Source organism: Bacillus sp. JK74 (assembly GCF_053663395.1).
This window is the reverse complement of record NZ_JBSJQB010000001.1, coordinates 320,670-338,404: the sequence shown is the minus strand read 5'-3', so window position 1 is coordinate 338,404 and position 17,735 is coordinate 320,670. Positions and strand designations below refer to the sequence as shown.

17 protein-coding genes are annotated in these 17,735 nt (G+C 51.4%); 15 read left to right on the top strand and 2 right to left on the bottom strand.

Annotated features, from left to right (window positions below):
* Positions 1-3: 3 nt before the first annotated feature.
* From ACWJJ5_RS01750 to ACWJJ5_RS01710, 9 genes are read left to right on the top strand one after another with little or no spacing between them, the layout of a single operon-like run.
* Entirely contained in the window at positions 4-1,107 is a 1,104-nt protein-coding gene (locus ACWJJ5_RS01750) for an EpsG family protein (RefSeq protein WP_014305874.1), read from the top strand.
* Positions 1,108-1,125: 18 nt separating this feature from the next.
* Positions 1,126-2,163: a glycosyltransferase family 2 protein gene (locus tag ACWJJ5_RS01745; RefSeq protein WP_128574701.1), complete on the top strand. Its 1,038-nt coding sequence runs from the start codon at positions 1,126-1,128 to the stop codon at positions 2,161-2,163.
* Between the two features lie 4 nt (positions 2,164-2,167).
* A complete protein-coding gene (locus ACWJJ5_RS01740; protein ID WP_058906373.1) occupies positions 2,168-3,244 on the top strand; it encodes a polysaccharide pyruvyl transferase family protein in 1,077 nt (358 codons plus the stop codon).
* On the top strand, positions 3,241-4,275 hold the full coding sequence (locus tag ACWJJ5_RS01735; protein WP_101562452.1) for a glycosyltransferase: 1,035 nt from the start codon (positions 3,241-3,243) through the stop codon (positions 4,273-4,275). The genes ACWJJ5_RS01740 and ACWJJ5_RS01735 overlap by 4 nt, the downstream gene beginning before the upstream one ends.
* Complete coding sequence (locus ACWJJ5_RS01730; protein ID WP_454022140.1) at positions 4,272-5,789, top strand: MATE family efflux transporter; 1,518 nt, start codon at positions 4,272-4,274, stop codon at positions 5,787-5,789. Before ACWJJ5_RS01735 ends, ACWJJ5_RS01730 begins: the two co-directional genes overlap by 4 nt.
* Positions 5,786-6,394 (top strand): sugar transferase, encoded by a 609-nt coding sequence (locus tag ACWJJ5_RS01725; RefSeq protein ID WP_322544288.1) that lies wholly within the window; start codon positions 5,786-5,788, stop codon positions 6,392-6,394. Before ACWJJ5_RS01730 ends, ACWJJ5_RS01725 begins: the two co-directional genes overlap by 4 nt.
* Positions 6,391-7,038 carry an acetyltransferase gene (locus ACWJJ5_RS01720; RefSeq protein ID WP_167860451.1) on the top strand — a complete coding sequence of 216 codons (648 nt, stop codon included), beginning with the start codon at positions 6,391-6,393 and terminating at the stop codon, positions 7,036-7,038. Before ACWJJ5_RS01725 ends, ACWJJ5_RS01720 begins: the two co-directional genes overlap by 4 nt.
* 4 nt (positions 7,039-7,042) lie before the next feature.
* Positions 7,043-8,215, top strand: coding sequence for a DegT/DnrJ/EryC1/StrS family aminotransferase (locus ACWJJ5_RS01715; RefSeq protein WP_025853490.1), 1,173 nt, complete (start codon positions 7,043-7,045; stop codon positions 8,213-8,215).
* Positions 8,194-9,159, top strand: a complete 966-nt coding sequence (locus ACWJJ5_RS01710; protein ID WP_454022139.1) for a polysaccharide pyruvyl transferase family protein — start codon at positions 8,194-8,196, stop codon at positions 9,157-9,159. Before ACWJJ5_RS01715 ends, ACWJJ5_RS01710 begins: the two co-directional genes overlap by 22 nt.
* A gap of 13 nt (positions 9,160-9,172) precedes the next feature.
* Here ACWJJ5_RS01710 and yvfG read toward each other — a convergent pair whose 3' ends face one another.
* Positions 9,173-9,391: a protein YvfG gene (gene yvfG, locus ACWJJ5_RS01705; RefSeq protein ID WP_003151570.1), complete on the bottom strand. Its 219-nt coding sequence runs from the start codon at positions 9,389-9,391 to the stop codon at positions 9,173-9,175.
* Between the two features lie 77 nt (positions 9,392-9,468).
* Between yvfG and rpoN the strand changes: the two genes are divergently transcribed.
* A complete protein-coding gene (gene rpoN / locus ACWJJ5_RS01700) occupies positions 9,469-10,779 on the top strand; it encodes an RNA polymerase factor sigma-54 (RefSeq protein WP_230014609.1) in 1,311 nt (436 codons plus the stop codon).
* Between the two features lie 37 nt (positions 10,780-10,816).
* Here the strand turns inward: rpoN and lutP are convergent, their stop codons facing one another.
* Complete coding sequence (gene lutP / locus ACWJJ5_RS01695; protein ID WP_102422570.1) at positions 10,817-12,493, bottom strand: L-lactate permease LutP; 1,677 nt, start codon at positions 12,491-12,493, stop codon at positions 10,817-10,819.
* Positions 12,494-12,698: 205 nt separating this feature from the next.
* On the opposite strand from lutP, the gene ACWJJ5_RS01690 reads away from it, so the two are divergent.
* The 5 genes from ACWJJ5_RS01690 (at position 12,699) to ACWJJ5_RS01670 (ending at position 17,716) form a co-directional block, all read left to right on the top strand.
* Positions 12,699-13,418 (top strand): FadR/GntR family transcriptional regulator, encoded by a 720-nt coding sequence (locus ACWJJ5_RS01690; protein ID WP_017418877.1) that lies wholly within the window; start codon positions 12,699-12,701, stop codon positions 13,416-13,418.
* Positions 13,419-13,448: 30 nt separating this feature from the next.
* Positions 13,449-14,639: an aminotransferase-like domain-containing protein gene (locus tag ACWJJ5_RS01685; RefSeq protein WP_454022138.1), complete on the top strand. Its 1,191-nt coding sequence runs from the start codon at positions 13,449-13,451 to the stop codon at positions 14,637-14,639.
* A 180-nt stretch (positions 14,640-14,819) separates the two neighbouring features.
* A complete protein-coding gene (locus ACWJJ5_RS01680; protein ID WP_167860445.1) occupies positions 14,820-15,536 on the top strand; it encodes a (Fe-S)-binding protein in 717 nt (238 codons plus the stop codon).
* A 27-nt stretch (positions 15,537-15,563) separates the two neighbouring features.
* Positions 15,564-16,994, top strand: coding sequence for a LutB/LldF family L-lactate oxidation iron-sulfur protein (locus ACWJJ5_RS01675; RefSeq protein WP_167860444.1), 1,431 nt, complete (start codon positions 15,564-15,566; stop codon positions 16,992-16,994).
* Positions 16,994-17,716 carry a LutC/YkgG family protein gene (locus ACWJJ5_RS01670; RefSeq protein WP_167860443.1) on the top strand — a complete coding sequence of 241 codons (723 nt, stop codon included), beginning with the start codon at positions 16,994-16,996 and terminating at the stop codon, positions 17,714-17,716. Before ACWJJ5_RS01675 ends, ACWJJ5_RS01670 begins: the two co-directional genes overlap by 1 nt.
* Positions 17,717-17,735: the final 19 nt, after the last annotated feature.

Here is a 17,735-nt window from a genome sequence, read left to right as displayed (position 1 = left end):
CGAATGATTGTATATGTAGTCAATATGGGAATTGTTTATATTTGGTCATGGTTCGCGAAAATGTGCGGCGGGCGTGATCAATCGCTTTCGACCGGATACCGGCCGAATCAGCTCGTCATGCTCGTTCCGCTGCTATCGCTGGTATTGGTCTCCGGTTTGCGCTACAGAGTCGGGACGGATTTTCAGACCTACGCGCTGATGTACAAGCTGGCGGGAAATTACGGCAGCATTTGGGAGATCTTCGGGTTCGGAGCGAAAAAAGCAGCCGTTGATCCGGGGTTTACGGCTCTCATCTGGCTCATGAATTTTATCACGAAAGATCCGCAAATCATGTATTTCACCGTGGCGGTCGTGACGTGCAGCTTTATTTTAAAGGGGCTCGTTGAGTTCGGCCGTCCGTTTGAGCTGAGTGTATTTTTGTTTTTGGGCACGTATCACTATTACGCTTCCTTTAACGGGATCAGGCAGTATATGGTGGCGGCCGTTTTGTTTTGGGCCGTCCGCTACGTGATCAGCGGAAGCTGGAAGCGTTATATGTCAATCGTGCTGCTGTGTTCGCTTTTTCATTCCTCAGCGCTGATTATGATTCCGGTTTATTTTCTCGTCAGAAAAAGAGCATGGTCGCCCGCGATTTTCGGACTGTCGGCATTGTTTCTTCTTATGACGTTTCTGTATCAGAAGTTCATTTCGCTGTTTGTCGTCGTGCTGGAAAACAGCTCGTACGGCCATTATGAGAAATGGCTGATGACCAATACGAACGGGATGAACGTCGTAAAAATCGCGGTGCTGCTTCTGCCGCTGTTTTTGGCTTTCTGCTATCGGGAGCGGCTGCGGAAGCTCTGGCCTGACATTGATGTCATCGTGAATTTCTGTCTGCTCGGCCTGCTCTTCGGTCTTTTGGCGACAAAGGATGTTATTTTTGCCCGGTTTAATATATATTTCGGCCTGTACCAAATGATCCTGATCCCTTATTTTGTGAGGATTTTTGATGAAAAATCAAATGCGCTGATTTATATCGCCATTATTGTCTGTTATTTTCTTTACAGTTACTTGCTTATGCCGGTCGATTCGTCTGTGCTTCCGTACAGAACGATTTTTTCCCGGTAATGGACACTGGAGGTTTATATGGAAACACCCGCGGTCAGTTTATTAATTGCTGTGTATAATACGGAAACTTATTTAGAAAGATGCTTAGATTCATTGCTCAATCAGTCGCTCGCCAATATCGAAATCGTGGCCGTTAATGACGGATCAACGGATCAAAGCCCGGCCATTCTTGAAACCTATCAGAAGCGGGATGAGAGAATCAGGGTCGTTCATCAGCAAAACCGGGGGCTCGGCGCGGTCCGCAACAGGGGAATCGAGGCGGCGCGCGGCGAATTTATCGCTTTTATTGATGCGGACGACTGGGTTGAACCTGATTATTGCCTCAGCATGTATGAAAAAGCGAAGGCTGATCAGTCTGATCTCGTGATTTGCGAATATGCGGCTGAATTTGCGGATACGGGGAAAACCGCCGTTTCAACGATCGCTTCAGCGTACGAGGGCCGCCCGAAACAACGGTACCTGAAAGATTTATTTGAAGGAAGAGTCAGCGGCTTTTCATGGAACAAGCTGTACAAAAGATCCATGATCGAGCATCATCAGCTGCGCTTTCCGCTTCGTGATGAGCTGGAGCACGTGGAGGATCAGTACTTCAGCCTCCGGGCGCATGTTTTCGCAGGTGCCGTCTCATACGTGGATCAGCCGCTCTATCATTATCGGATTCACTTGACTTCCATTGTGCAAAGCTATCAGAAAAAGCTGTTTGACTCAGGTCTCGTTCTCTATCGGCTGAACGAGGCTTTTTTGCGTGAAAACGGCTGCTTACAGGAATACCGGCAGGAGCTGGATTTTTTCATCGTTCAGCACGGAACAGTCTGCCTGCTGAATGAATGGAAGCGGAATAACGGAGGCCGATTTTCTGAGAAGTGGAAGAATATCAGCCGGATATGCGCTGATCCCGTATTCCGCCTGAGCCTTTCCAAAACGGGAACGGCGCCGTTTGACGCCAAACGCTCATGCCTTCTGCTTTTGGCGAAGCTGAAGCTGATTCCGTTCGTGTCGCTGGCATCAGCCGCGTATCAGCGGGCAATCGAGTACAAAATGAAAATCAGAGGGTGAAGACATGTCGATACAATCTTTAAAAATCAATCTCGCGGAATGGCTTTTGCTTAAGGTCAAATACCCGTCCCAATTTCATTTCGGAACGGGAGCGGATGGGGCGGGGCTTACAGCGGCAAGAAAAAAGATCATTCTGACGCTGCTCCCGTCCCACGATAATCTCGGCGATCACGCCATCGCCTACGCAAGCAAAAAATTTCTTGAACGGGAGTATCCCGATTTTGACATTGTCGAGGTGGATATGAAGGATATATACAGATCGGCAAAAGCGCTGATCAAAAAGCGCCACCCCGATGATATGGTATTCATCATCGGCGGCGGGAACATGGGGGATTTGTACCGGTATGAGGAATGGACGCGCCGCTTTATCATAAAAACATTCCGGCAATATCGGATCGTTCAGCTTCCGGCGACGGCTCACTTTTCTGAATCAAAAAAGGGACGGAAGGAACTGAAGCGCGCCCGAAAAGTGTACAATGCGCATCCCGACCTTTTGTTAATGGCGAGAGATGAGACGACGTATCAATGGATGAAGCGTCATTTTCCCGGAAAAACAGTGCTCAAACAGCCTGACATGGTCTTATATTTGGATAAAAGCGAGCGGGGCATAGCGCGGGAAGGGATCTACCTCTGTTTACGGGAGGATAAGGAGAGCGCGCTGACGGCTGAGGACAGAACGATGGTAAAAGAAGCTTTGGCCAAAGAGTACGGAGAGCTGTATTCCTTTACCACGACGGTCGGCCGGAGGGTCAGCCGCCATACACGCGAAAAGGAGCTGGAAGCGCTTTGGAATACGCTGAAAGGCGCGGAAGCCGTCGTCACTGACAGGCTTCACGGGATGATTTTTTGTGCGCTGACGAAAACGCCTTGTGTCGTCATTCGTTCGTTTGATCATAAGGTGATGGAAGGCTATCAATGGCTGAAAAACATACCGAACATGACATTGCTTGAACGTCCCGACCCTGAAGCCGTAACGTCCGCCGTAAACCGGCTGCTCAGCGGCAAGCATGAGGAAGGCGGTTCTTTGCGAAGTGTTTATTTTGCCGGGCTGCGCTCGAAAATCAGCGGTGATGCCCAATGACCGCGCCGCTTGTGAGCGTGATCGTGCCGATGTATAAGACAGAGCCTTTTATTAAAGAATGCGCGGTTTCTTTAACAAAACAGACGCTGAGAGACATCGAAATCATTTTCGTCAATGACGGTTCACCGGATCAGTCAGGCCGGATGGCTGAACAATTCGCCGCAGAAGATGCGAGAATCCGGGTGATTCATAAAGAAAACGGCGGCCTCAGCTCGGCCCGCAATGCCGGAATAAAAGCCGCCCGCGGCCGTTATATCGGTTTTGCGGACGGCGATGACTATGTGACGGAAACGATGTTCGAGCGGCTTTATGAAGAAGCGGAGAAGAACCGGCTGGATATCGCCGGCTGCGGTTATTATAAGGAAACGCCGTCTAAGAAAAGAACATATATGCCGCCGTCCCTTCCGCCGGGCCGCGTCTTCACAGCGGATGAAATGACTGCATTGCTGACCCGCGCGCACGAACATCGGTTTATTTGGTATGTGTGGCGCTATATATACCGGCGAGAAGCATTGCAAGGGCTGTTGTTCCATGAAGATATCCGGTTTGCCGAGGACTCTCCGTTTAACTTGGCAGCGTTCCGCCAAGCCGCGCGTGTCAAAGTGATAGACGAAGGGCTGTATATCTACCGGGAAAATCCGCAAAGTCTTACAGAAACACCGTTTAAGCCCCGCTTAGATCACGAACTGCAAAAGCAATATGCAGCGAAAATGGCTTTTTATGAGGAAAACGGGCTGACGGACGCCTGCCGGAGCGATATTGATACGTATTTGTGCAAGCATCAGATTCCGATGCTGATCGCCAACGCATGCGCCGCCCCGCAGCCGTCACACCAGATTACGGCGCATATCGGCAGAATCTTAACGTATGACATGGTAAAAACGGCCGTGCGCAGGACGCCGTGCCGCCATAAACAGCTGCTGGCCGGGGAGCGCGTGGTGCTCGGTCTGTGCAAAATGCGCCTTCCTCTTCTTCTGCATGCGTTTTTCGAACGGAAATCGAAAGAGAAAGGCAGTGCGGAAGGAGCATGAAATTTGCCATTAATTTCGGCGCCAATGTGACGGCGTTTTTACTATCGGTGTTTTTATCAGTGTGGATGACGCCCTTTATTGTGAAAACATTAGGTGTTGAGGCCTTTGGGTTTGTCCATCTGACACAGAATATCATTAACTATTTCTCTATTATTACCGTTGCGCTGAGCTCAGTCGTTGTGAGGTTTTTCTCCGTCGCCGCCCACAGGGGGAACAGGGACGAGGCCAATGCGTATGTAAGCAACTATTTAGCCGCGTCTGTCGTGATATCTCTATTACTCGCTGTGCCGCTCGCCGGGACTGCTTTTTTTATTGACAAGATTATGAATGTACCGGCCGGGCTCTTAACGGATGTGAGGCTGTCTATCGTAATCGGCAGCGTGCTGTTTATGCTGACGTTTTTTATGGCGGGGTTCGCGACGGGGCCGTTTTTTGCCAACAAGCTTTATATCACAAGTTCCATTCAGGCCGTGCAAATGCTGGTCAGGGTGCTGTGTGTGCTCGCTCTGTTTACGTGCCTGCCGCCGAAGATCTGGCAGATCCAGCTTTCGGCATTAGCGGGAGCCGTCTGTGCGGCTGTGCTGACTTTTTTCTTCTTTAAGAAATTGATTCCGTGGTTTTCTTTCAGCCGTAAAACCTTGTCATTACAGACGAGCAAAGTGCTGTTTTCGGCTGGTGCCTGGAGTTCTGTCAACCAGATCGGCGTGCTGCTGTTTCTGCAGATTGACCTCATGACGGTCAACCTCGTGCTGGGGCCGTCTGAAGCGGGTGTCTATGCGGCGATTATTCAATTCCCGCTTCTGCTCAGAAGTCTTGCCGGGACGCTTGCTTCACTGTTTGCGCCGGTTTTGACTTCCTATTATTCAAAAGGCGATATGGAAGGTCTCCTGTCTTACGCCAATAAGGCCGTGCGGATGAACGGGCTTCTCCTCGCGCTTCCCGCTGCGTTATTAGGAGGGCTTGCCGAACCGTTTCTGGCGATTTGGCTGGGCCCGTCGTTTGTGCAGACGGCGCCGCTTTTATATATTCACGCCGCGTATTTGGCGGTCAGTCTCTCTGTCATGCCGCTTTTTTACGTATGGACGGCTTTTAATAAACAAAAAACGCCCGCCGTCGTTACTTTATGTTTAGGCGGACTGAATGTCATATTGGCCGTGGTTCTCAGCGGACCGGCACATCTCGGGCTGTACGGCACCACCATTGCCGGGGCTGTCTCCCTCATTTTGAAAAATGCCGTCTTCACGCCGCTGTATGTTTCGCATATTACCGGCTTTCAGAAAACCGCGTTTTACAAAGGCATGTTCGGACCGTTGGCGGCGGCCGTATTTGCCTGGGCCGTCTGCCGGGGTATCCGGCTGTTTTCACCGCTTGACAGCTGGGCCGGTCTGATCGCCGCGGGGCTTGCCGTATGCATAAGCTATGCCGCATTCGCTTTTTTCTTCATTTGTACGAAAGAAGAAAGGCGGCTTGCTTTACAGAAATGCCGAAAAGTGAAAGGAGCTGTTCAGATTTGAAGGCGAAACGTGTATTTGATATAGCGGCCGCGATGCTGTTATTGTGCGGCGCGAGTGTCATTCTTCTCTTCGCCATGGCAGCCGTCAGATGCGCCATCGGGTCTCCGGTATTGTTCAAACAGACGAGACCGGGGCATAACGGGCGTCCGTTTACGTTGTATAAACTCAGAACGATGACGGATGCGCGTGATGAAAACGGTGTGCTGCTTCCGGATCATCTGCGCCTGACCAAAACGGGAAGGCTGATCAGAAAACTAAGCATCGATGAGCTTCCCCAGCTTTTTAATGTGCTCAAAGGCGATATCAGTCTGGTCGGCCCCCGCCCTTTGCTGATGGATTATCTGCCGCTTTACACGGCGGAGCAGGCGCGGCGGCACGAGGTGAAGCCGGGAATTACGGGCTGGGCGCAGATTAACGGGAGAAACGCGATTTCATGGGAGGAGAAATTCAAGCTCGACGTGTGGTACGTCGACAACCGCACCTTTCTTCTCGACTTAAAGATTCTGCTTTTAACAGTGAAAAAAGTTCTCGTGTCAGAAGGCATACACGAAGCCGGCCATGTGACGGCAAAGCGCTTCACAGGCAGCGGAGATATGTCATCGTGAAAAAGGTCGTGCTGATCGGAAACGGCGGACACGGAAAAGTCGTGAAGGAAATCGTGCAGGCCCGTTCCGATATGGAGCTTGCGGGCATATTGGACGACGGATTCAGCGGTTTTACCGTTCGGAACGGTTTGTATACGGGCCGGACGGAAGACGTGCACATGCTTCAGAAACTCGTCCCCGAGGCCGTGTTCACGATATGCATCGGCCGCAACGGCGTCAGAAAGCAGTTCGCTGAAACGCTTGGGATTGAAGATGCCGATTATGCCGCACTCATTCACCCCGGGGCGATCGTCAGTGAAACGGCTTCCGTCGGACACGGAACGGTTGTGATGGCGGGCGCCGTCATTCAGGCGGGCGCTGACATCGGCGCCCATTGCATCATCAATACGGGGGCGGTTGCCGATCATGACAATGCAATCGGAGATTACGTCCATCTTTCACCGCGCGCGGCGCTTGCCGGCGGAGTGAAAGTCGGGGAAGGAACGCACATCGGAATCGGCGCGTCCGTCATACCGCAGATGGACATCGGCCCTTGGTCCGTTATCGGCGCGGGGGCTGCGGTCATCAGCAGAATTCCCGGCCATGTGACGGCGGTCGGCGTTCCGGCCCGCGTCATCCCCCCTATCCATAATGAAAAAGGATGATTTCATGCAAACAAACAAACGGATTTATTTGTCTCCACCTCATATGAGCGGAAAAGAACAGGAATACATCGCAGAAGCCTTCCGCTCCAATTGGATTGCCCCGCTCGGTCCGCTCGTCAATTCGTTTGAAGCGCGGCTCGCGGAATATGCGGGAGTGAAAAGCGCGGCGGCCGTAAGCTCGGGAACGGCCGCCATCCATCTTGCCCTGCGGCTTGCGGGTGTGAAAAAAGGAGACGTTGTATTTTGTCCTTCCTTTACGTTTGTCGCCACGGCGAATCCAATTGTGTATGAGCAGGCTGAGCCCGTTTTTATTGATTCGGAATGGGAGACGTGGAATATGTCGCCCGCTGCGCTTGAGCGGGCGCTCCGGGATGCAAAGCGGCGCGGCAGACTCCCGAAAGCGGTGATCGCCGTCAATCTTTACGGCCAAAGCGCGAAAATGGATGAATTAATGAGCCTTTGTGACGCATACGGCGTCTGTCTGATTGAAGACGCTGCCGAGTCCTTAGGATCAACATATAAAGGCAGGCAGAGCGGCACCTTCGGCCGTTTCGGCATTTATTCCTTTAACGGCAACAAAATCATTACAACATCGGGAGGCGGCATGCTCGTGTCTGACGATGAAGCCGCGATTGAAAAAGCGAGGTTTCTTGCGTCACAGGCGAGAGATGCCGCCGTTCATTACCAGCACAGCGAGCTCGGTTACAACTACAGGCTAAGCAACATTCTCGCGGGCGTGGGGATATCGCAGCTGGAAGTGCTCGAAGATCGCGTCCGGGCGAGGAGAGAAATCTTTAACCGGTATCGGGAAGCGCTGGAAACATATCCGGGCATCCGCATGATGCCGGAGCTTGAAGGAACGGTTTCAAACCGCTGGCTGACGGCTCTGACGCTTGATAACGGCGTGACGCCGCAAGAAGCCGTTGCCTGTCTTGCGGAACAGAACATTGAGGCCCGGCCGCTGTGGAAACCGCTGCATACGCAGCCGCTTTTCTCATCTTCCGTCTTTTATCCTCACAGCGAACATGAGCGTGTCTCTGAGAACCTTTTCAGCCGGGGCATCTGTCTTCCGTCCGGGTCTGACTTGTCTTCTGAGGAGCAGCAGCGTGTCATTGACGCACTTGCGCAACTGTTTGAAACGAAAGGGGAGAAAACATGGACAGCCGCCATGTTATGAGCCGATTAAAAGAGACGCTGACGGGTCTGCTCAGCGTTATACCGCCGCAATCCGACATCATATATGCCGACTATCCCCTCTACGGAAATGTAGGGGATTTATTGATTATGAAAGGGACGGAGGCGTTTTTTAAAGCGCACGGCATCCGCGTAAGACAGCGCTGGAATCCCGACAATTTTCCATTCGGGCGCCGGGCGGACAAAAAGACGATCATCGTCTGTCAGGGTGGCGGAAATTTCGGGGATCTCTATCCGTACTATCAGACGTTCAGGGAAAAAATCGTCAAATCCTTTCCGGAAAACAGGATCGTCATCCTGCCGCAATCGATTTATTATCAGGATGAGACACGGCTGCAAAAGACATCGGCGCTTTTTGCGGAGCACAAGGATCTCCACCTGTTTACGAGAGATCATGTGTCATACGAGACTGCGAAACACTTTTTTTCGGCGAATCATATCGGGCTTATGCCTGATATGGCCCATCAGCTGTATCCGATCGCGGCGTCAGCGGCTCCGTCACGCGGCAGGCTTCATTTTATCCGCACGGATGGGGAAATCAACCCGAAGCTGCAAAACAATTCTTCCGTTAAAAGCTGTGACTGGCAGGATGTTCTGTCAGCAAGCGACCGCAGGGGAATCGCTTTTTTCCAAACGCTGAATGTTTTGAATAAAAAAGCGGGAAACCCGCTGCCGATTGCGCGGTTTTGGAAACGCTATTCCGATTTCTTAACGAAAAAAGCGGTCCTGTTTTTCAGCAGGTACGAATCGGTGGAAACGTCAAGGCTCCACGGCCACATCCTGTCCTCGCTTCTCGGGAAACCGAATACCGTCATTGATAATTCATACGGGAAAAATGCCAACTATTATTACACCTGGACGCACGAAGCGCCGGACGTCCGGCTGATCGGTGAAACCGCCGGCACGAAGGAAAACCTTCCGCTTTGAATGAGCGGAAGGTTTATTTTGTTTCTCCGCGTTTTACTTTGTTGTACGCCTCATCCAAATGCTGAATTCTTTTGAGCACAACCGAGTTTTTCGTCAGCTGATCCTGTACAAGGGTTGAGACGACGGAGCGGTAATAGCTGTTCATCGCATGAATTCGGTCTTCATTCGGATTCATTTCAATGTGCTGTGTAAAGTTTTCAATAAAATAGGGAACAGAAAAAAGTTCTGACATCTATAAAGCAACTCCTTTTAATAAGTATATACGGTATGAAACCAATCATGTACAATGAAAAAAGGGGAGTGAGCATGATGGATATCAAACTTCAGCAAACACAAATGTTAAAGCCTCAATTAACGCAAGAGCTTAAACAGGCCATCACATTACTCGGATACAATTCCGCGGAACTGGCCGGATATATTGATGAGCTCTCACTGGAAAACCCTCTGATTGAACGAAAGGAAACAGACACGCCGCCACTATCTTACCATAAAACAAATAAAAACAGCATGAAAGAACGGGACGGAAGCCAGCAGATCAGACTTACCCGTAAAACGTTGCAGGATTCGCTCAAACAGCAAGCCTTAGACATGAAGCTGTCCGATGATGAGAAAAAAATTTTCAATTATCTGATACATTCATTGGATTCAAACGGATATTTAAAAGAGGACATATCAGCCGCCGCCGACCATGTATCCGCTTCACAAGAGGAGACGGAAGCGGTTTTGAAAAAGCTTCAATCCCTTGAGCCCGCGGGAATCGGCGCCCGGTCTTTGCAGGAATGCATCCTTCTTCAGCTCCGCCGTCTGCCCGAGCGTAACGAACAGGCGGAATGGATTGCCGAAGCCTATTTTGAGCTATTTGCCAGAAAGAACTGGAAAGCGCTTACACTGAAAACGGGCATTCCGCTTAAAGACATTCAGGGCATCGCTGACATGATCAGCGCGCTTGATCCGAGGCCGGGGCTCCGTTATGCGCATGAGGAGCCGGGTTTTTACGTAGAACCGGATATTTTCATCACGGTGAAAAACGGCATCATTCAAGCGCGGCTCAACAGCCGTTCGTTTCCTGACATCCAGCTTCATGCCCATTATCAGCCGCTCCTGTCAGCTGCCGGGTGCCGTGACACGAAAAATTATCTGTCGGCAAAATATCAGGAATGGCGCTGGCTGAACCGGGCTTTGTCGCAAAGAAAACAAACGATCACGAGAATTATCGGCGTCCTGACTGAACGGCAGGAATCCTTTTTTCTCACAGGAAAAAGCGGAATGCAGCCGCTGACCTTAAGAGAGGTGGCGGAAACGCTGGAGCTCCACGAATCAACGATCAGCCGGGCCATCAAAGGGAAGTACGTTCAGACGCCGTACGGACTGTATGAAATGAAAACATTTTTCTCGGCGAAAGCTGAATCATCGGGGGATGGCGGCGCCTCCAATTATGCCGTAAAAGCGCATCTGGAAGCATTGGTCCGTAAAGAAGATAAAAAGAAACCTTTTTCAGACCAAAAGCTTGCCGATCTGCTTCATGAACAATATGACATCCGAATCTCAAGGCGCACCGTCGCCAAATACCGTGATCAATTAAATATTCCGCCGTCATCGGCGAGAAAACGGTACAGCTGAAACCTCCCCGAGCCAAACCCCGGGGAGGTTCTCCGTGTTACGGGATCATCCATGAAAACAGATGATGCTGTAAAAATGTAATGAGACAGACGAGCAGAAGCAAAAACAGACTGTGCTTAATCGTAAAGCGGAAAAGGTCGGCTTCCTTGCCCGCCAGACCGACAGCGGCACAGGCAACCGCAATGGATTGCGGAGAAATCATTTTTCCGGTGACACCGCCTGATGAATTGGCGGCAACGGAGAGAACCGGGTCCATCCCGACAGAGAGCGCCGTCACCTTTTGCAATCCGCCGAACAATAGGTTGGCCGATGTATCAGAGCCGGTAATAAATACGCCGAGCCAGCCGAGCACCGGCGAAAAAAAGGTAAACATCGAGCCCGTCATGGCAAGCGAAAGACCGAGTGTCGTGCTCATGCCGGAAGCATTCGTCACATAAGCAAAGCCGACAACAGAAACAATGGTCACAACCGGAAGCGTTAACTCTTTCACCGTTTCAATAAACGCTTCGCCCCACGTCTTCCACGACATGCCGAGGGCGAACTTGGAGATGACGGCGGCAATCAGAATCGCCGTGCCCGCTGAACCGAGAAGCTCAAGCTTGTACACGGCTTCAATCGGCGTGCCGTCCGCCTGAAGAATCTGCTGATTTACAAATGGGACGGGAGGCGTGAAGGTCAATGCGCGCCCGGCTGCATTCAGCCAGGAAAGCCACATTGACGTTCCTTCATAATGACCGGTTAAGGCAGCCTTCACGCCGGGAATCCCCCAAACGGATATCATGGCCGTCAGAAGAAGGAAAGGAGACCACGCTTTAAACACCGCGGCGCCCCCGTACTTGATCGGCGCCCGGTCAGCGGACGCTGCTGATTCCCGTTCTGCTGCGAAACGAAAGGCCGTTTTCGGTTTCCAAAATTTCAAAAACAGAGCGAGCGCGGCCATGGAAACAAGCGCCGACAGCACATCCGGAAGCTCGGGCCCTAAAAAATTCGAGCTTGCGTACTGCACGGCCGCAAAGGAGACGCCGGAAACAAGAATGGCCGGCCATACTTCAAAAGCCTTTTTAAACCCGCTCATCAAAATGATTAAGTAAAGCGGAATAAACACGGATAAAAACGGAAGCTGCCGGCCGACCATTTGAGAAATTTCCATTGCCGGTATCCCGGTCGGACCTTCGACGGCGGTAATCGGAATGCCGATCGCACCGAAGGCAACGGGGGCCGTATTGGCAATCAGGCAAATTCCCGCCGCATACAGCGGCTGAAAACCAAGTCCGACGAGCAAAGCGGCCGAGATCGCGACGGGAGCGCCGAAACCGGCGGCGCCTTCTAAAAAAGCCCCGAATGAAAAGGCGATGAGCAGCGCCTGCAAACGCCGGTCATCTGTAATTGAGAGCACCGAACTCCGGATAATCTCGAACTGTCCCGTTTTCACGGTGATTTTATACAGAAAGACCGATGTGACGATAATCCAGCCGATCGGAAGCAGCCCGTACACCGCTCCCTGAGAAGCGGACATCACCGCTTTTTCCGCCGGCATGCCGTAAACAAATACAGCGATTAAAAGTGAAACGGCTAACGTTAAAAGCCCCGCTATGTACCCCTTCATCCGTTTCACCGCAAGCGCCCAAAAAAAGAAGATAATCGGCACGAGCGCGCAAGCTGCCGATAAAAGCAAATTTCCCCCTAAAGGAGCGTACCCCTGTGTCCATTGCATCCCTAAAAAACCCCTCCTTATGTCATGTAAACGATTACTTTTTATGATAAGGTCATCTGATGACTGGGTTAATTAGCATTATATTTTGAAAGTTTTGAAAGTACAATACTTTTCTTGAACAAATTGTCTGAACCTGTCGGCAACACAAAAAAAGAAGTATAATAGACGATAAACATCAAGATTCACAAGTGACGGGGTGATCGCGTTGAAATATAAACAAATTAAAACGAAAAAAATCTACGAAGAAGTCGCTGACGCATTGCTGGAGAAGATAAAAGCGGGCGAGCTTAAGCCGGGTGAAAAGCTTGATTCCGTTCAGGCGCTTTCTGAGAGTTTTCAGGTCAGCCGCTCGGCGGTCAGAGAAGCGCTGTCGGCTTTGAAAGCGATGGGGCTCGTCGACATGAAGCAGGGAGAAGGCACATACATAAGAGAATTTGAGCCGTCTCATGTTTCCCAGCCGCTTTCTTCCGCCCTCTTGATGAAAAAAGAGGACGTCAAACAGCTGCTCGAAGTCAGAAAGCTGCTTGAACTCGGCGTCGCCGCCATGGCCGCTGAAAAACGCACCGAAGACGATTTGCAAAAAATCCGCCAAGCTCTCCTGGAGATGAAAGACATTGACGGAGACGAAGAATTGGGCGAAAAAGCAGATTTCTCCTTTCACATGGCGCTGGCGGAAGCATCACAAAACGGGCTGCTTAAGCATCTCATGAATCATGTCTCCGCGCTCCTTTTGGAAACAATGAGAGAAACGAGAAAAATTTGGCTGTTTTCTAAACGAACGAGCGTGCAGCGATTGTATGAAGAGCATGAACGCATTTACAGCGCCGTCGCCGCCGGAGACGCGGATGAAGCGGAAGCCGCGATGACGGCGCACCTGACGAATGTGGAAGAAGTGCTGGGGGCTTATTTTGAAGAAAATGTATAGAAGCTGACTTGTGAAAGGGGATAACATCACATGCAGGCCGAATCTTTTTTTTCTGACCATGTAAAGAAAGCTCTGACAAACGATCCTCCCGGGGAATGGATGCCGGCAGTTCCGAAAGCGTGCATCCCTCTGCACTCCGGCTATCCCGATCCCGCACTCGTTCCTGATAAGGAGCTGAAAGAAGCAGCCTCCCGCCTTCTGGATGAGGAGCGTGATCTGCCGCTGCATTATATGGGAAGCCCGAGGACGGCCGTTTTAAAAAAGCAGATTCAAGAACGGTTAGCCATCCGCGGCATTCACTGCCGGGACGATGAGCTGATCGTGACATCAGGCGCCTGTCAGGCGATAGATCTGGCTGCGCGGGTTTTCCTCGATGAACAAACCGCCGCTGCCGTTGAAGCTCCGGTCTATATGGAAGCGCTCGAGATTTTTAAAAATTATACACCGCATATCATGAGCATTCCGACAGATCAAGAGGGCCTGCAAACAGAAACATTAGCCTTCATGCTTGAGGAAAGAAAACGAAAAGGGCTTGTGCTTCCCCGTCTTCTCTACACGATACCCGCTTTTCAGAATCCTGCGGGAACCGTAATGTCAGCGAAGCGGAGAACCCGCCTGCTTCAGCTTGCCGAAACGTATGATTTTCTCATCTTGGAGGATGATGCATACGGCGAGCTCGGATTCACCGATATTCCGCCGCCCTTGAAAGCCATGGATCAAAACGGCCGGGTGCTGTACGCCGGTTCATTATCAAAAGTCATCGCCCCGGGTATGAGGATCGGCTGGATTGCAGGGGACGCCGCATTCATTACGGCATTGTCATGGTTAAAAAAAGACTTAGGCCACCCGTTTTCCCAAGCGGTGACCGCCGTCTATCTGGAACAAACGAATATTGAAGAACGGCTCGCCGCCTTGCGGGAAGCATATCGAAGCAAACGTGATGTTTTGCTCGCCGCATCAGCGCGATATCTTCCGGAATCCGCATCCTGGCACGTGCCTGAAGGCGGTTACTTTGTATGGCTGAAAGCGCCGGGGGCTGATACGTCCGCAATGCTGGCGAGGGCTCTGTCTCACGGCGTTTCCTATGTACCCGGAAAATATTTTTTTCCGCATCAGGAAGACGGTGCCGAATATCTCCGCCTGTCGTTCAGTTTTGCCGGTAAAGCCGCGATAAAAGAGGGTGTGCAAAAACTGGGACGCCTGCTGAAAAACGGGATGTAGAGCAGCATGGGAAGCTTTCAGGCTTCTCTTTTTTTGCACCCTTCAGCGCATCGGGCGAAAGGATTTTTCAGAAAAACCTTCCAATCCATATTCAGAATAGTGTAGGATATTCATAGAGCTTTCCAAAAACAGGTCATCAGATGACCAGATCACATACTGAGGATGAAAGAGGGGTTCATCATGAAAGTCTCATTATTTGTCACGTGCCTTGTGGATATGTTTCAGACCAATGTCGGAAAGGCGACGGTTGAGGTGCTGGAACGGCTCGGGTGCGAGGTGGATTTTCCCGAGGGGCAGATTTGCTGCGGGCAGCCCGCATACAACAGCGGGTATGTGACGGATGCGAAAAAAGCGATGAAGCGGATGATTGCCGCGTTTGAAGAAGCGGAGTACGTCGTCAGCCCGTCAGGTTCCTGTACGACGATGTTCCGTGAATATCCGCATCTGTTTCAGGACGATCCGAAGTGGGCCGAAAAAGCGCAGCAGCTTGCGGACAAAACATATGAGTTAACGGATTTTATCGTCAACGTTCTCGGGGTGGAGGATGTCGGGGCGGTGCTGCATAAAAAAGCGACAGTCCATACATCATGCCACATGACGAGGCTGCTCGGCGTGTCGGAGGAGCCGATGAAGCTTTTGCGCCATGTCAAGGGGCTCGAGCTGACCGCGCTTCCCGGAAAGCACCAATGCTGCGGATTCGGAGGAACATTTTCTGTGAAAATGGCGCAAATCTCTGAACAAATGGTGGATGAGAAGGTCGCCTGCGTGGAAGACACGGAGGCCGAGGTGCTGATCGGGGCGGATTGCGGATGTCTGATGAATATCGGCGGGCGTCTTGACCGTAAGGATAAAAACGTCAGAGTCATGCACATCGCAGAAGTGCTGAACAGCAGATAAGACGAGAAACAACAAGGGGGTAAAATCATGGCGATGAAAATCGGTACCGCCGCTTTTAAAGAGCGGGTATCAGAAGGAATAGATAATGAGTTTATGAGAGGAGCCGTCTCCGGAGCGCAGGAACGGCTCAGGACAAGAAGGCTTCAGGCGGCCGAGGAATTGGGAAACTGGGAGGATTGGCGTTCCCATGCGGAAGAAATCAGACAGCATGTGCTGGACAATCTTGATTTCTATTTGGAACAGCTCGCCGAAAACGTCGCCAACAGAGGCGGACATGTCTTTTTCGCCGAAACGGCGGAAGAAGCGTCCTCCTATATCCGCGATGTCATCCGGCAGAAAAACGCCAAAAAAATCGTAAAATCCAAATCCATGGTGACAGAAGAAATCAATATGAACGAAGTGCTTGAGGAAGAGGGCTGTGAAGTCACAGAAACGGACCTCGGCGAATACATTCTCCAGATTGACGATCATGATCCGCCGTCACATATCGTTGCTCCCGCTCTTCACAAAAACAAAGAGCAGATCCGTGACGTATTTAAAGAGAGACTCGAATACAAACAGACGGAAAAACCGGAAGAGCTCGTCATGCACGCGCGCAGCGTCCTCCGGAAAAAATTTCTCGAAGCGGATGTCGGCATCACGGGCTGCAACTTTGCAATCGCGGATACCGGATCGGTCAGTCTCGTGACAAACGAAGGAAACGGCCGCCTTGTGTCCGCGCTGCCGAAGACGCAGATCACCGTGATGGGAATGGAGCGGATCGTTCCTTCATTTTCTGAGTTTGAAGTGCTTGTCAGCATGCTGACGAGAAGCGCGGTCGGCCAGCGGCTTACAAGTTACATTACGGCGCTGACGGGCCCCCGGCAGCAAGGAGAGGCTGACGGGCCTGAGGAATTTCATCTCGTGGTTGTGGATAACGGGCGTTCCCGCATACTCGGCACGGAATTCCAATCGGTGCTGCAATGTATCCGCTGCGCCGCCTGTATCAACGTCTGTCCCGTGTACCGGCATGTCGGCGGACACTCGTACGGGTCCATCTATTCGGGTCCGGTCGGCGCCGTCTTATCGCCTCTTCTCGGCGGATATGACGAATACAAGGAGCTCCCGTACGCATCTTCCTTATGCGCGGCCTGTACGGAAGCGTGTCCCGTTAAAATTCCGCTGCACGAGCTGCTGCTCAAGCATCGGCAGAACATTGTGGAAAAAGAGGGCAAAGCGCCGATCAGCGAAAAACTGGCGATGAAAGCCTTCGGGCTCGGCTCGTCATCCCCGTCCCTTTATAAAATGGGATCGAAATGGGCGCCTGCCGCCATGACGCCGTTTACGGAGGATGACAAAATATCAAAAGGGCCGGGGCCGTTAAAAGAATGGACGGCAATACGGGACTTCCCTGCGCCGCATAAATCGAGATTCAGAGATTGGTTTAAAGACCGGGAAAAACAAAAGGGGGAAGAATGATGATGAAAGGGACGGTTACACATCAGGAATCCTTTCTAAACCGGATCGCCGGAAGTCTGGGCAGAGAGCGCAGGAAATCAGGCGTGTCCCTGCCTGAATGGAAGTATCAGCCTCAATATCAAACGCATGCGGACTGTACGGAAGACGATCTTGTCACAATGCTGAAAGACCACTGCGTCAACATTCATACCGAACTGATCGAAACGGATGCAGCCGGGCTTTACGACGCTTTGCGCACGCAGGTGAACCGCTTTGAAGGAGGGCCTGTCATCATTCCGAAGGACAGCCGGTTTGAAATGTACGGCTTGCAGACCCTTATGACAGAAGAGTGGCCGGACGAAGGGATTCCCGTTTGGGAATGGGACGCGGAACAAGGAGCGAAAAATATTGAAAAAGCGGAACAAGCGAATGTGGGCATCACATTCAGCGAGATCACGCTTGCGGAATCAGCCACCGTCGTTTTGAATGCGTCAGAGCATGCCGGCCGTTCCGTCAGCCTGCTTCCGACCACCTATATCGCAATCATCCCGAAATCTTCCATTGTGCCGAGAATGACACAGGCCAGCGATATACTGAAACAGCAGATCAGAGACGGCGTCACCGTTCCTTCCTGCATCAACTATATTACCGGACCGAGCAACTCGGCCGATATCGAAATGGATTTGGTTGTCGGCGTCCACGGACCCGTTAAAGCCGCTTATATCCTCGTGAATGACCGATAAAAAAACAAACCCCGGTTTA

Excerpts from the sequence above, each read along its gene's own strand:
- ACWJJ5_RS01750 (WP_014305874.1), top strand. The coding sequence starts at position 4 with ATGATTGTATATGTAGTCAATATGGGAATTGTTTATATTTGGTCATGG.
- ACWJJ5_RS01745 (WP_128574701.1), top strand. The coding sequence starts at position 1,126 with ATGGAAACACCCGCGGTCAGTTTATTAATTGCTGTGTATAATACGGAA.
- ACWJJ5_RS01740 (WP_058906373.1), top strand. The coding sequence starts at position 2,168 with ATGTCGATACAATCTTTAAAAATCAATCTCGCGGAATGGCTTTTGCTT.
- ACWJJ5_RS01735 (WP_101562452.1), top strand. The coding sequence starts at position 3,241 with ATGACCGCGCCGCTTGTGAGCGTGATCGTGCCGATGTATAAGACAGAG.
- ACWJJ5_RS01730 (WP_454022140.1), top strand. The coding sequence starts at position 4,272 with ATGAAATTTGCCATTAATTTCGGCGCCAATGTGACGGCGTTTTTACTA.
- ACWJJ5_RS01715 (WP_025853490.1), top strand. The coding sequence starts at position 7,043 with ATGCAAACAAACAAACGGATTTATTTGTCTCCACCTCATATGAGCGGA.
- ACWJJ5_RS01710 (WP_454022139.1), top strand. The coding sequence starts at position 8,194 with ATGGACAGCCGCCATGTTATGAGCCGATTAAAAGAGACGCTGACGGGT.
- yvfG (WP_003151570.1), bottom strand. The coding sequence starts at position 9,391 with ATGTCAGAACTTTTTTCTGTTCCCTATTTTATTGAAAACTTTACACAG.
- rpoN (WP_230014609.1), top strand. The coding sequence starts at position 9,469 with ATGGATATCAAACTTCAGCAAACACAAATGTTAAAGCCTCAATTAACG.
- lutP (WP_102422570.1), bottom strand. The coding sequence starts at position 12,493 with ATGCAATGGACACAGGGGTACGCTCCTTTAGGGGGAAATTTGCTTTTA.
- ACWJJ5_RS01685 (WP_454022138.1), top strand. The coding sequence starts at position 13,449 with ATGCAGGCCGAATCTTTTTTTTCTGACCATGTAAAGAAAGCTCTGACA.
- ACWJJ5_RS01680 (WP_167860445.1), top strand. The coding sequence starts at position 14,820 with ATGAAAGTCTCATTATTTGTCACGTGCCTTGTGGATATGTTTCAGACC.
- ACWJJ5_RS01675 (WP_167860444.1), top strand. The coding sequence starts at position 15,564 with ATGGCGATGAAAATCGGTACCGCCGCTTTTAAAGAGCGGGTATCAGAA.
- ACWJJ5_RS01670 (WP_167860443.1), top strand. The coding sequence starts at position 16,994 with ATGATGAAAGGGACGGTTACACATCAGGAATCCTTTCTAAACCGGATC.